This window comes from Modestobacter sp. Leaf380 (assembly GCF_001424485.1).
In the GTDB taxonomy this organism is placed as follows: domain Bacteria; phylum Actinomycetota; class Actinomycetes; order Mycobacteriales; family Geodermatophilaceae; genus Klenkia.
Window position 1 is genome coordinate 33,021 of sequence record NZ_LMQC01000024.1, and the last position, 13,723, is coordinate 46,743.

The following is a 13,723-nucleotide window of genomic DNA, read 5'->3' on the forward strand; positions in this document are numbered from 1 at the left end:
GTTCGCTCACCGGACCGCCCTCCCCCGACGGGTCACCGGCCCCCTCACGAGGGGCTCCCGCCGCGGACCGCGGTCGTCACCCGCGGCCGGGGGTCCTCGACGAGCTCGGCACTCAGCTTCTCCACGGCCTCGCGGGCGCCGGGGGTCAGCGTCGTGGGCACCGCGACGGTCACCGTCACCAGCAGGTCACCCGCCTTCGCCTTGCCCTGCACGCCCCGGCCGCGGACCCGGAAGGTCCGGCCGCTCGCCGTGCCCGGCGGCACCCGCAGGGACACGTTGGCGTCCAGCGTCGGCACCGTCAGGGCCGTGCCCAACGTCGCCTCGGCGAAGGTGATGGGCACCTCGAGAGTGAGGTCGTCCCCGCTGCGCCCGAACAGCTCGCTGCCCGAGACGTGCACGACGACGAAGAGGTCGCCGGCCGGTCCACCGCGGCGGCCCGGAGCACCCTTGCCGACCAGCCGGATCCGCTGGCCGTCCTTGACCCCCGGCGGGATCCGGACGGTGATGGTCCGGGTCTGGTCGGTGATCCCGCTGCCCTTGCAGGTGGGGCAGGGGTCCTCGACGACCGAGCCGCTGCCGCGGCACTCCCGGCAGGGCTCGGAGAAGGCGAACGCGCCCTGGCTGCGGCTGGTCACCCCGGCGCCGTGGCAGACCGGGCAGGTGTGCGGGCTGGTGCCGGGCTTGGCACCACTGCCGTGGCAGGTCGCACAGGAACCCGGGCTCTGCATGCGCAGCGGGACGGTGACCCCGAGGACGGCCTCGTCGAAGGCGAGCGTCGCCTCGGTCTCCACGTCCTGGCCGCGGGCCGGGCCCGAGGCGGCCTGGCTGCGGCTGCGGGCTCCTCCGCCACCTCCGCCGGCGTTGCCGAACAGGCCACCGAACAGGTCGCCGATGCCGCCGGCACCGCCGGCTCCACCGGCCCGGCCGGCGCCCTGGTTGAACAGGTCGCCGAGGTCGAAGGGCTGGTTCCCACCGGCCGCGCCGGGGAAGCCGCCCGGGAAGCCCCCGCCGCCGCCACCGGGACGGAAGCCCCCGGAGCCGAACAGCCGGCGGGCCTCGTCGTACTCGCCGCGGCGCTTGGGGTCCGACAGCACGTCGTAGGCCTCGGACACGTCCTTGAACCGGGCCTCGGCCGCGGCGTTGCCCGGGTTCTTGTCCGGGTGCAGGTCGCGGGCGAGCGCGCGGTAGGCCTTCTTGATGGCGGCGGCGTCGGCGTCCTTCGCGACGCCCAGCGCGGCGTAGTAGTCCTTCTCGATGAAGTCCCGGGTGCTCATCGGGCGCCCCCTCCCTGCTCGGTCCGAGTGTCGGTGCTGGTGCCGGTGCTGCTGCCCGCGGGCGCGTACCGACGGGTGCGGCCGGGGCGACGTGGCGTCGCCCCGGCCGTCGACCCGTGGGTCAGCTCGCGGGCTGGTCGCCGTCCGCGGCCTGCTCGGACGGCTGGGCCACCGGCGCCGGGTTCTCCGGGTCGGTCACCCCCACCATCGCGGTGCGCAGCACACGCTCGCCGCGCCGGAAGCCCGGGCGCAGCACCGTGGTGGCGGTCGGGACCGTCACCTCGGCCGACGAGTCGTGCAGCACGGCCTCGTGCAGCGCCGGGTCGAACGGGTCGCCCGGCGCACCGAAGGTGGTGACGCCGAGACCGTCCAGCAGGCCCAGCACGCGGTCGGCGACGACCTTGAAGGCCCCCGTCAGGTCCCCGTGCTCCCGGGCCCGCTCGATGTCGTCGACGACCGGGATCAGCTGACCGGCGAACCGCTCGGCCGCCTGGTCGACGACCAGGGCGCGGTCGCGGTCGACCCGCCGCCGGTAGTTGGCGTACTCGGCGCTGACCCGCTGCAGGTCCTCCGTGCGCTCGGCCAGCTGCCGGGCGTCCTCGGTCTGCGGCTCGGCCGACGTCCCCGACTGCTCGGTGGACGCCGCCGACTGCTCGGTGGGCACCTCGGTGGCGACCGCGTCGGGCTGGTCGACCTCGGGTCCGGTCTGCTCGCTCATCTGCTCCCCTGGGGTGGCCGTCGGTGCGTGCTGGGGGGTGTCCGACCCGGGGGCCTGGGCACCGGGTCCGGCGGTGCCGGCCGGCACGTCCGCGGGGGACGCGCCGGCCGGCTGCCGGGCCTGGCCGCTGGTCGGGTCGATCCTGCGCCTGTCACGGATGACGACGCGCGGGGTCTCCTCGTCCTGCGGTCGGTCGCTCACTTCTTGTCGGTGTCCTCGTCCACGATCTCGGCGTCGACGACGTCGTCGTCGTTGCCCGGGGTCGCGCCCGCAGACCCGGCGGCACCCGCGGCGCCGGGCTGGCCCTCGGCACCGGCGGCGTTCTCGGCCTGCTGGGCGTAGAGGGCACCGCCGACCTCCTGGGAGATCCGGGCGACGTTCTCCTGGGCGGTCTTGATCGCCGCGGTGTCCGAGCCACCGAGGGCGGAGCGCAGGTCGGTCAGCGCCGCACCGAGCTCCTCCTTCTTGTCCTCGGGGATCTTGTCGCCGTTCTCCGCCAGGAACTTCTCGGTCTGGTACTGGAGGGACTCGGCCAGGTTGCGGGTCTCGGCCTCGTCGCGGCGCTTCTTGTCCTCCTCGGCGTGGGCCTCGGCGTCGGCCATCATCCGGGCGATGTCGTCCTTGGGCAGCGCCGAGCCGCCGGTGATCGTCATCGACTGCTCCTTGCCCGTGCCCAGGTCCTTGGCGTGGACGTGCACGATGCCGTTGGCGTCGATGTCGAAGGCGACCTCGACCTGCGGGACACCGCGGGGGGCCGGGGGCAGGCCGGTCAGCTCGAACATGCCGAGCTTCTTGTTGTAGGCGGCCATCTCGCGCTCGCCCTGGAAGACCTGGATCTGCACCGAGGGCTGGTTGTCGTCGGCGGTCGTGAAGATCTCCGAGCGCTTGGTCGGGATCGTGGTGTTCCGCTCGATGAGCTTGGTCATGATCCCGCCCTTGGTCTCGATGCCCAGGGACAGCGGGGTGACGTCGAGCAGCAGCACGTCCTTGACCTCGCCGCGGAGCACACCGGCCTGCAGCGCGGCACCCACGGCGACGACCTCGTCGGGGTTGACGCCCTTGTTGGGCTCCTTGCCACCGGTCAGCTCACGGACCAGGTCCGAGACGGCGGGCATCCGGGTGGAGCCACCGACGAGCACGACGTGGTCGATCTGGCCGACGGTGATGCCGGCGTCGCGCACGGCCTGGTTGAACGGGGCCTTGGCCCGGTCCAGCAGGTCCTGGGTCAGCCGCTGGAACTCCGCGCGGGTGAGCGTCACGTCCAGGTGCAGCGGGCCGTCGGCGCCGGCGGTGATGTAGGGCAGGTTGACGTTGGTCGACTGGGCGCCCGACAGCTCGATCTTGGCCTTCTCGGCGGCCTCGCGGAGGCGCTGCATGGCCAGCTTGTCCTTGGACAGGTCGATGCCGTTGCTGGCGTTGAAGGTCTTGACCAGGTGGTCCATGACCTTCTGGTCCCAGTCGTCGCCGCCGAGGCGGTTGTCACCGGCGGTGGCCTTGACCTCGATGACGCCGTCACCGATCTCCAGCAGGCTGACGTCGAACGTGCCGCCACCGAGGTCGAAGACCAGGATGGTCTGCTCGGTCTCGCCCTTGTCCAGGCCGTAGGCCAGCGCGGCGGCGGTGGGCTCGTTGACGATGCGCAGGACGTTGAGGCCCGCGATCTCACCGGCCTCCTTGGTGGCCTGGCGCTGGGCGTCCTCGAAGTAGGCCGGCACCGTGATGACGGCGTCGGTGACGGGCTCACCCAGGTAGGTCTCGGCGTCGCGCTTGAGCTTCTGCAGGACGCGGGCGCTGATCTCCTGCGGCGTGTAGTTCTTGCCGTCGATCGCGTCGGTCTTCCACGTCGTGCCCATCTCGCGCTTGACGCTGCGGATGGTGCGGTCGACGTTGGTGACGGCCTGGTTCTTGGCCGACTGCCCGGTCAGGACCTCGCCGTTCTTGGCGAAGGCGACGACCGAGGGGGTCGTCCGCGAGCCCTCGGAGTTGGCGATGACCGTGGGCTCGCCACCCTCGAGGACGGCGACGACGGAGTTGGTGGTGCCGAGGTCGATGCCGACTGCACGTGACATGGAGGAAGAGGCCTTTCCGTTCGGGACTGCGGGGTTCGTGCGGGTCCGGTGGTCTCGCGGTGCCCGGGCCGGCGGTGGTTCACACATGCCTTGCGCCGGGGCCGCTCAACTTTCCTGCCCACCCTAACGGCAGACCCCCCGCGGGTGTTCCCGGCGGTCACCCCGGCGGGCGGGGTGTGCGCCGGGGACCCCGGGGCCGGACCGGACGCTCAGCGCCCGGTGGGCAGCCCGTCGAGGTCCTCGGAACCGGGACGGGGCCGCGGCATCCGGCTGACCACCAGGTCCCGGCCGCCCTCCTTGGCCACGTAGAGCAGCCGGTCGGCCCGCACCAGCACGGCGTCCACGGAGTCGGCGTCGGTGACCACGCTCACGCCGAAGCTGGCCGTCATGGCCAGCCCGCCCGGGAACTCGTGCTCGGAGATGTCGCGACGCAACCGCTGGGCGACGGCCTCCCCGGCCGCCAGGTCGGCACGGGGCACGACGACCAGGAACTCCTCGCCGCCCCACCGGCCGAAGACCGCGCCGGTGCGCAGCGAGCGCCGGACGACGTCGCCGACGCCCTGCAGGACCAGGTCCCCGACGTCGTGGCCGTACCGGTCGTTGACCGCCTTGAAGCGGTCCAGGTCGAACAGGACGACGGCCGTCGAGCCACCCTCCCGGCGGTCCTGCACGGCCCCGCGCAGGGCGTCGATGAGGCTGCGGCGGTTGGGCAGCCCGGTCAGCTCGTCGGTGTGCGCGAGGGTGTGCAGCCGCGCGGCCTCGGCACGACTGAGCGCCAGCGCCTCCTTGCTGCGGGCCATCAGGAAGGCCAGCATCGCCAGCACCGCGACGTAGCCCAGCGCGGCGACGAGCTCGGCCGCGTACCCCCGACTGCCGGGCTGGGCGGGCACGAAGCGGACCAGTCCGATGACCATCGCCGCCGCCGGCGCCAGCAGCGAGGCCACCAGAGCCCACCGGGTGTCGAACCACAGGTGGGCCAGCACGACGAGCAGGCAGAGGTTGGCGAAGACCCCGGGGAACAACGAGGCCCAGGCGGCGTCGTCACTGGGCGCCTCGGCCAGCTGCACGCCCATCGTGGTCAGCCAGACCCCGGCCACCGTGACGTAGCCGCCGACCTCGACGTAGCGGATCCGGCGCGGGGCCCACACCAGCACGGCGACGGCGGAGAGCAGGAAGAGCGCCAGCAGGGGGAAGGAGACCCGGCGCTCGACGTCCGAGGAGCCCCCGGAGGCGATCTGCCAGGCACAGCCGGCCAGACCCACGACGGCGATGGCGAGGTAGACCCGGCGACGCACCTCCCCGCGCACGTCGTCGCCTCCCCTGCCGGCCCCGGCCGGGCTGGGGGATCAGCACGGGCGTGAGCGGTCGCGACAGGTTGGCACGCCCGGGAGCGCAGGGCAAAGCGCCCCCGGTTCCCGCGGACACCCCGGGCAGACCCCCGGGAGCCCGGTTACTCGCCAGTAGCATGTCGGTGCGCTCGGCTAGTGTCCGCGCCAGTTCCCGGGGTCGTCGTCGACCGCCGGGGGGAGAGGGAGTCTCGTGGGCCCGTTGCAGATCGTCCTGGGCACGCTCGCTGTGCTGCTGCTCGTCGTCGCCGTGGTGCTGGCGACCCAGGCGGTGCGGAAGATGCTCGCCGTCATCAAGACCGGGCAGGCCGACGGCACCCGGTTCGGGCCCGTCGTCCCCCGGCTCAAGAACCTGGCCGTGGAGTCCCTGGGGCACACCCGGATGCTCAAGTGGTCGACCATCGGCGCCGCGCACTGGTTCGTGATGGTGGGCTTCTACGGCCTGTTCCTCACCCTGGTCGAGGCCTTCGGCGAGGTCTTCTCCCCCACCTTCCACCTGCCGCTGATCGGCAACTGGGGCGTCTGGAACCTCTTCGTCGACGTCATCGGCCTGGGCACGGTCATCGGCATCCTGGTGCTGATCGTCATCCGGCAGAAGGACCACCCCCGCCGCACCGGCCGCAACGGGCGCTTCACCGGCTCCAACGAGGGCCGCGGCTACTTCGTCGAGGCCGTCGTGCTGGTCATCGGCCTGTGCATCCTGTCCATCCGGGCCGCCAAGATCGCCTCGGGCATCGACGACGCCCCCGGCTGGTCGCACCCGGTCAGCTCGGCGCTGTCCAACCTCTTCCCCGACAGCCCCGACCTGGTCAGCGTCATCGCCTTCGTCAAGATCGTCGTCAGCCTGGTCTGGCTGATCGTGATCGCCCGCAACCTGACGATGGGCGTGGCCTGGCACCGGTTCAGCGCCTTCTTCAACATCTACTTCAAGCGCGAGGACGACGGCTCCGTCGCGCTGGGCCCGCTGCAGCCGATGACCTCCGGCGGCGTGCCGATCGACTTCGAGGACCCCGACGAGGACGCGACCTTCGGCCGCGGCAAGATCGAGGACTTCACCTGGAAGGGGATGCTGGACTTCACCACCTGCACCGAGTGCGGGCGGTGCCAGAGCCAGTGCCCGGCCTGGAACACCGGCAAGCCGCTGTCCCCGAAGATGGTCGTGATGGACCTGCGGGACCACCTCTACGCCAAGGCGCCCTACCTGGTCGGCGCCCGCACCGTCGGTGACGGCAAGGGCGACAGCGATGGCGGCGAGTCCACGATGACGCCGGAGGCGCCCTCGGAGGAGCAGACCTGGTACTCCGGGTTCGCCCGCATCCAGGGCACCAACGACGCGCAGGCCGAGCGGCCGCTGGTCGGGACGCTCGAGGAGGGCGGGGTCATCGACCCCGACGTGCTGTGGAGCTGCACCAGCTGCGGCGCCTGCGTCGAGCAGTGCCCGGTCGACATCGAGCACGTCGACCACATCATGGACATGCGCCGCTACATGACCCTGATCGAGTCCAGCTTCCCCTCCGAGGCCGGCGTGATGCTGCGCAACCTGGAGAACCGCGGCAACCCGTGGGGCGTCAGCCCGTCCACCCGGGACGAGTGGATGAAGGACATGGACTTCGAGGTCCGCCAGGTCGAGGGGGCCATCGACGACGACGTCGAGTACCTGTTCTGGGTGGGCTGCGCCGGGGCCATCGACGACCGGGCCAAGAAGGTCACCAAGGCCGTCGCCGAGCTGCTGCACACCGCCGGCGTGGAGTTCGCCGTGCTGGGCTCGGGGGAGACCTGCACCGGTGACCCGGCCCGCCGGATGGGCAACGAGTTCGTCTTCCAGCAGCTGGCCGCGGAGAACGTCGAGACGCTGAACACCGTCTTCGAGGGCCGGGAGACCGGCCGCCGCAAGATCGTGGCCACCTGCCCGCACTGCTTCAACTCGATCAACCGCGAGTACCCCCAGCTGGGCGGGGACTACGACGTCGTGCACCACACCCAGCTGCTGGGCCAGCTCGTGGAGGAGGGCCGGCTGGTGCCGGTCACCCCGATCGACCGCAAGGTGACCTACCACGACCCGTGCTTCCTGGGTCGGCACAACAAGGTCTACACGCCGCCGCGGGAGATCCTGGACAGCGTCCAGGGCCTGCGCACCCAGGAGATGCACCGCTGCAAGGACCGCGGGTTCTGCTGCGGCGCCGGCGGTGCGCGGATGTGGATGGAGGAGAAGATCGGGACGCGGATCAACATGAACCGCACCGAGGAGGCCCTCGAGCTCGAGCCCGACGTCATCTCCACCGCCTGCCCGTTCTGCATCACGATGCTCAGCGACGCGGTGAACACCAAGAAGGAGAAGGGCGAGGCGGCCGAGCACGTCGAGGTCCTCGACGTCAGCCAGATCCTGCTGCGCGCGATGGCGCCGGTGGGTGCCGCCGCGGCGGGCACCCAGTCCGGACCCACGCCGGGTTCCGAGGGCCCGACCGACCGCGGCACGGCGCCCCAGGGCACCGAGCACGGGGAGACCCAGCAGGGCCAGTCCGGCCCGGGTGCGGCCCCGGCCGAGTAGCCCACCGCACGTCGGCAGAGCCCCGGGGACCACGGTCCCCGGGGCTCTGCTGCGTCCGGAGGAGGGGACACTGGGCCGGTGAGCTTCATCTTCGGCGGGGTGCGCGGGCGCGAGGACCCCGAGCTCGCCGCGGGCAACCGTCGCTCGGCGCTGCACTACGCCCGCGACGTCAACGACGAGCGGGTGCTCGCCGACGACCGGCCGACCATCCGCCGCGGCAACCACTGGGTCTGGCTCGCGGTCGCCGTCGTGGTGCTCGGCGTCCTCGGCTTCGCCGGCTCACGGGGCGCGGACGCCGTCCCGCTGACCGCGGACTGCGACACCCCCGCGATCGGGGTGCAGTCCAGCCAGGTCACCGCGGGGCAGACGCTGCGGTACCGGCTCACCGGCCCGGACGACGCCGCCTACGTGGTCACCGTCGACGGCACCCCCGTCCGCGGCGACGCCGGCTCCACGGTCAGCTACACCCAGACCCCGGCCGGCCCGGCGCTGGAGCTGCAGCAGTGCCTGTCCCCCGACCTGGCCATCGCCGCCCCGGCCGGTGACGGGTCGCACGAGATCGCGATGCTGCGGCTGGCCGGGGACGGCAGCACCACCACGGTCGCCACCACCACGGTCCAGGTCACCGGCACCCCGTAGCCCCGCCCTGCGGTGCACCCGGTCGAGCACCCGCCCGGCGGACCGACCCCCGTGCCGCGACCTGGTACTGATCACCCGTGCTGCTCCACCTGCGGATCACCGTCCCGACCGACCGGACCGACGAGGTCCTGACGCTGCTGTCCGACCACGTGGGCGTCACCCACCTGGTGCACCTGCCGGGGGTGGTGCGCCGCCCCTCCGGCGACCTGGTGATGTGCGACGTGGCCCGGGAGTCCGTGGACCACCTGGTCGACGAGCTGCAGCGGCACGGGGTGGAGCGCGAGGGCGGCATCGCCATCGAGAGCGTGGACACCTCGCTGTCGGCGGCCACCGAGCAGTCGGTCCGGGACGCCCCCGGGGACGGTGCGGACGCGGTGGTCTGGGACCAGGTGGTCGCCACCGCCGACGAGGAGTCCCGGCTGACCCTCACGTTCTGCGCGTTCCTGACGATCGCGACGCTGCTCGCGGCGATGGCGATCGTCACCGACTCGGCGGTGCTGCTCATCGGCGGCATGGTCATGGGCCCGGAGTTCAGCCCGCTGGCCGGCATCGCGCTGGGCCTGGTGCACGGCCACCGCGGGATCATCCGGCACTCCCTCAGGGCACTGGGGATCGGCTTCGCCGTCGCCACGCTGCTGACGATCGTCTTCTGCCTGGCACTGCGGGGACTGGGCTGGGCCGACGTGGGCGACCTGCTCGCCGAGCGCCCGGCCACCGGGTTCATCACCCGGCCCGACCGGTGGTCCTTCCCGGTCGCGTTCATCGCCGGGGTGGCCGGGATGCTGGCGCTGACCAGCTCCAAGTCGGCCAGCCTGGTCGGCGTCTTCATCTCGGTGACGACGGTGCCCGCGGCCGCGGCCTTCGCCCTGGGCGTGGCGTTCGGGGACTGGGCGGACTCGGCACGGTCGGTGCTCCAGCTCGGGATCAACGTCGCCGGGATCCTGCTCGCGGCGGTGCTGACGCTGCTGGTGCTCAAGGCGTTCTGGCGGCGCGTGCCGCGGGCCGTGCCGCGCCGGCTCCTCGACACCCCCCGCTGACCCGACGGCCGGGCGGACCCGGTCGTGCCACCATGTCGCCCGTGGTCCAGGTCCCGGCTCAGGTGTCGGCCACCCCGGGTGCCCTGCTGCACCACGTCCGCACCGGCCGGGCCAAGAGCCGCGCGGAGCTCGTGGCGCTGACCGGCGCCTCGCGGAACACGATCAGCAACCGGGTGGACCAGCTGATCGCGGCGAACCTGCTGGCCGAGGGCGGGCGGGGGTGGAGCACCGGCGGGCGACCGCCGACGCTGCTGCAGTTCAACGCCGAGGCCGGCTGCGTGCTGGCCGTCGACCTGGGGGTCACCAGCGTCGACGTCGCCGTCACCGACCTGTCGGCCCGGGTGCTGGCCACCGCGGGGCACCCGATCGACATCTCGGCGGGCCCGGTCGCGGTGCTGGCCGAGGCCGAGCGGCTGGCCCGCGAGGTGCTCACCGAGGCCGGGCTGCGCGACGAGGACGTCCGCTCGGTGGGGGTCGGCGTCCCCGGGCCGGTGGAGTTCTCGACCGGGCGGCCCTCGCACCCGCCGATCATGCCTGGCTGGCACGACCACCCGATCCCGGACGCCTTCGGCCGTTGGGCCGCGCCGGTCTTCGTGGACAACGACGTGAACGTGATGGCACTGGGCGAGATGGGCGTCGGCGGGTCGGTGCAGGACGTGCTGGTCGTCAAGGTCGGCACCGGGGTGGGCTGCGGGATCATCGTCGAGGGCCGGGTCTACCGGGGGGCTCAGGGCAGCGCCGGGGACATCGGGCACATCCACGTCCCGGCCGCCGACGGGCGCAGCGTGCTGTGCCGCTGCGGGAACACCAACTGCCTGGAGGCGCTCGCCAGCGGGGCGTCGCTGCTGCGCGACGCGCTGGCGGCGGGACTGCCGGTGACCACCACCCGGGACGTCGTCGAGCTGGCCGCCCACGGGGACGGCGCGGCACTGGAGCTGGTGCGGGACGCCGGCCGGACCATCGGCACCGTGCTGGCCTCGCTGGTCAACTTCTTCAACCCGCACCGCATCGTGGTCACCGGCGGGGTGGCCCGGGCGGGCCTGCCGCTGCTGTCGGGCATCCGGGAGTCGGTCTACGCCCGGGCGATGCCGCTGGCCGCCCGCACGCTGGACATCTCGGTGAGCGACGCCCCGGACCTGTCGGGCCGCGTGGGCGCCGCGCTGATGGCCATCGAGGGCTACCTGGACGAGGACTCCGTCCGCGAGGCCATCACCTCCTAGGCGCCGTGCGGCCTCTCACGCACCACCGTGCACATCGGTGTCTGTTGCGTTTCGGTAACGACGCCGAGCGACCTTGACCACACCTCTGACAACCCCATAGGTTGACGCCGCAACGCACTAATGCTCAGTGGTGAGCATAAGTCAGGAGGGCGGCGATGTGGCCGGGACCGACGTGAGCGGTCCCCTGCTGGAGATGCAGGGGATCGTCAAGACCTTCCCCGGGGTGCGGGCCCTGGGCGGCGTGGACCTCGACGTCCGGGCCGGGGAGGTGCACTGCCTGCTGGGCCAGAACGGGGCCGGCAAGTCCACCCTGATCAAGGTCCTGGCCGGCGCGCACCAGCCCGACGAGGGCGTGATCCGCTGGCGCGGCGAGCAGGTCCGGCTCAGCGACCCGCAGGCCGCGATGAGCCTGGGCATCGCCACCATCTACCAGGAGCTCGACCTCGTCGCCGGCCTCTCGGTCGCCGACAACGTCTACCTGGGCCGGGAGCGCTCCCGCTTCGGCCTCAGCCGCCCGGCTGCCGACCAGCGCGCCACCGCCGAGCTCATGGCCCGGCTGGGCCACCCGGAGATCCGGCCCGGCACCGAGGTCGGCGCCCTGTCGGCGGCCAGCCAGCAGATGGTCAGCATCGCCCGGGCGCTCAGCCAGGACGCCCGGCTGATCGTCATGGACGAGCCCTCCGCGGTGCTGGACAACGAGGAGGTCGAGCGGCTCTTCGACGTCGTCCGCGACCTCACCGCCCAGGGCGTGGCCGTCGTGTACATCTCCCACCGACTGGAGGAGATCCGCCAGGTCGGCGACCGGATCACCGTCATCAAGGACGGCCGCACCGTCGCCACCGGCCTGCCCGCCCGGGAGACCCCGACCCGCGAGGTCATCTCGCTGATGACCGGCCGCACCATCGAGTACGTCTTCCCCCAGCGCACCGAACGGCCGGCCGCGAGCGCCGCCCCGGTGCTCGAGGTGACAGCGCTCAGCGTCCCGGGCCGGTTCTCCGACGTCTCCTTCACGGTCGCTCCCGGGGAGATCCTGGGCCTGGCCGGGCTCGTCGGCTCCGGCCGGTCCGAGGTGCTCGAGGCCGTCTACGGGGCCCGCCGGCCCAGCACCGGTGAGGTCCGCGTCGACGGCCGCAAGCTGCGCGCCGGCGACGTCGCCGCCGCGGTCGGCGCCGGCGTGGGCCTGGCCCCCGAGGAGCGCAAGAGCCAGGCGCTGCTGCTGGGCGACCCCATCTACCGCAACATCACCCTGTCCAGCCTGGCCCGCTTCTCCCGGGCCGGCTTCCTGTCCGTGCGGGCCGAGAAGGCCGCGGCCATCGAGCAGACCGAGGCACTGGACCTGCGCCCGGTCGACGTGGACCGCGAGGTCCGCACCCTGTCCGGCGGCAACCAGCAGAAGGTCGTGCTGGCCCGCTGGCTGCTGCGGGACTGCCGGGTGCTGCTGCTGGACGAGCCCACCCGCGGGGTCGACGTGGGGGCCCGGTCGGAGATCTACGCACTGGTCCGCGCCCTGGCCGACCGCGGGGTGGCCGTGGTCGTGGTCAGCAGCGAGATCCCCGAGGTCCTGGGCCTCGCCGACCGGGTCCTCGTGTTGGCCGACGGCCGCGTCATGGCCGACGAGCCGGCCACCGCACTGGACGAACACCGGGTCCTGGACCTGGTGATGCAGGGCCTCCCCAGCGGGGCCACCCACACCACCGAGGGGCACGTGGCATGACCGAGCAGACCTCCACCACCACCGCGGCCGGCGCCAGCCCGGCCTCCGACCGGCCCGGGCCGCCCCCGAGCACCCGGGGCAGCTCGGGCGGGGGCTTCCTGTCGGGCTCGGTCGGGCGCAACATGGGCCTCGTCGTCGCGTTCGCCCTGCTCTGCATCGTCGGGATCGTCACCGCCGGCGACCGGTTCGCCAGCACCGACAACGTGGTGACCATCCTGCGGCTGGCCGCCGTCGTCGGCGTCGTCAGCATCGGCATGACCTTCGTGATCATCGGCGGCGGCATCGACCTGTCGGTCGGCGCGCTGGTCGCGCTGTCCTCGGTCTGGGCCACCACCCTGGCCACCCAGGCGATGGCCGCCGACACGCACTGGATCGTCATGGTCGGGACGGCGGTGCTGGTCGGCGCGGTGGCCGGTCTGGTCAACGGGGTGGTGATCGCCTACGGGAAGCTCGTGGCCTTCATCGCCACCCTGGCCATGCTCGCCGCCGCCCGCGGCCTGGCCGAGATCATCGCCAACCGGCGCACCCAGACCGTCCGGGACGAGTCGTTCCTGTCCTTCTTCGGCGCCTCGCCGCTGGGCATCCCGATGCTGGTGTGGATCTTCGCGGTGGTCGCCGTCGCCGGGTGGGTGCTGCTCAACCGCACCACCTTCGGGCGCCGCACGTTCGCCGTCGGCGGCAACGCCGAGGCCGCCCGGCTGGCCGGCATCCGGGTGCAGCGGCACACCGTGGCCCTGTACGTCCTGTCCGGGGTCACCTGCGGCATCGCCGCGGTGATGCTGATGGCGCGCACCACGACCGGCAGCTCCACGCACGGCACGCTGCTGGAGCTGGACGCGATCGCCGCCGTCGTCATCGGCGGGACGCTCCTGGTCGGTGGCCGCGGCACGATCGTCGGCACCGTCCTGGGCGTGCTGATCTTCACCACGCTGAGCAACGTCTTCACGCTGAACAACCTGTCCAGCTCCTCGCAGGCGGTCGCCAAGGGCGTGATCATCGTCGCCGCCGTCCTGCTGCAGCAGCGGGTCGCAGCGGGCCGCCGGCAGAAGCGGTCCGGCAAGGCCCTGCCGCCGACCGCCGCCGAGGGGGCACCGGCCGGCGCGAGCCCCGGCGTCCCCGCCCCCTGACCAGCACCGCCCCCTGACCAGCACCGTCCCC

At 73.0% G+C, this 13,723-nt stretch carries 10 protein-coding genes; 6 read left to right on the forward strand and 4 right to left on the reverse strand.

Translation table 11 applies throughout. The annotated features are described in order from the left end of the window. Nucleotides 1-44: 44 nt before the first annotated feature. The 4 genes from ASG41_RS21375 to ASG41_RS21390 all read right to left on the reverse strand — a co-directional run bounded on the left by ASG41_RS21375 (nucleotide 45) and on the right by ASG41_RS21390 (nucleotide 5,368). A complete protein-coding gene (locus ASG41_RS21375) occupies nucleotides 45-1,274 on the reverse strand; it encodes a DnaJ C-terminal domain-containing protein (RefSeq protein WP_056300418.1) in 1,230 nt (409 codons plus the stop codon). Between the two features lie 121 nt (nucleotides 1,275-1,395). Continuing rightward, nucleotides 1,396-2,193, reverse strand: coding sequence for a nucleotide exchange factor GrpE (grpE, locus tag ASG41_RS21380; RefSeq protein ID WP_056300421.1), 798 nt, complete (start codon nucleotides 2,191-2,193; stop codon nucleotides 1,396-1,398). Then, nucleotides 2,190-4,061: a molecular chaperone DnaK gene (gene dnaK, locus ASG41_RS21385; protein ID WP_056300424.1), complete on the reverse strand. Its 1,872-nt coding sequence runs from the start codon at nucleotides 4,059-4,061 to the stop codon at nucleotides 2,190-2,192. The genes grpE and dnaK overlap by 4 nt, the downstream gene beginning before the upstream one ends. A gap of 209 nt (nucleotides 4,062-4,270) precedes the next feature. Next, nucleotides 4,271-5,368, reverse strand: a complete 1,098-nt coding sequence (locus tag ASG41_RS21390) for a diguanylate cyclase (protein ID WP_056300436.1) — start codon at nucleotides 5,366-5,368, stop codon at nucleotides 4,271-4,273. A 232-nt stretch (nucleotides 5,369-5,600) separates the two neighbouring features. Here ASG41_RS21390 and ASG41_RS21395 point away from each other — a divergent pair, with 232 nt between their 5' ends. The 6 genes from ASG41_RS21395 (at nucleotide 5,601) to ASG41_RS21420 (ending at nucleotide 13,692) form a co-directional block, all read left to right on the forward strand. Next, nucleotides 5,601-7,955, forward strand: coding sequence for a (Fe-S)-binding protein (locus tag ASG41_RS21395; RefSeq protein ID WP_056300438.1), 2,355 nt, complete (start codon nucleotides 5,601-5,603; stop codon nucleotides 7,953-7,955). A 78-nt stretch (nucleotides 7,956-8,033) separates the two neighbouring features. Further along, nucleotides 8,034-8,594 carry a hypothetical protein gene (locus ASG41_RS21400; protein WP_056300441.1) on the forward strand — a complete coding sequence of 187 codons (561 nt, stop codon included), beginning with the start codon at nucleotides 8,034-8,036 and terminating at the stop codon, nucleotides 8,592-8,594. A gap of 77 nt (nucleotides 8,595-8,671) precedes the next feature. Continuing rightward, entirely contained in the window at nucleotides 8,672-9,631 is a 960-nt protein-coding gene (locus tag ASG41_RS21405; protein ID WP_200939173.1) for a DUF389 domain-containing protein, read from the forward strand. Between the two features lie 41 nt (nucleotides 9,632-9,672). Further along, nucleotides 9,673-10,851, forward strand: coding sequence for an ROK family protein (locus ASG41_RS21410; RefSeq protein ID WP_235564990.1), 1,179 nt, complete (start codon nucleotides 9,673-9,675; stop codon nucleotides 10,849-10,851). Between the two features lie 172 nt (nucleotides 10,852-11,023). After that, nucleotides 11,024-12,565 carry a sugar ABC transporter ATP-binding protein gene (locus ASG41_RS21415; protein WP_235564991.1) on the forward strand — a complete coding sequence of 514 codons (1,542 nt, stop codon included), beginning with the start codon at nucleotides 11,024-11,026 and terminating at the stop codon, nucleotides 12,563-12,565. Then, the gene (locus tag ASG41_RS21420) at nucleotides 12,562-13,692 is read left to right on the forward strand and encodes an ABC transporter permease (RefSeq protein ID WP_056300447.1); all 1,131 of its coding nucleotides are present in this window, start codon (nucleotides 12,562-12,564) and stop codon (nucleotides 13,690-13,692) included. The genes ASG41_RS21415 and ASG41_RS21420 overlap by 4 nt, the downstream gene beginning before the upstream one ends. Nucleotides 13,693-13,723: the final 31 nt, after the last annotated feature.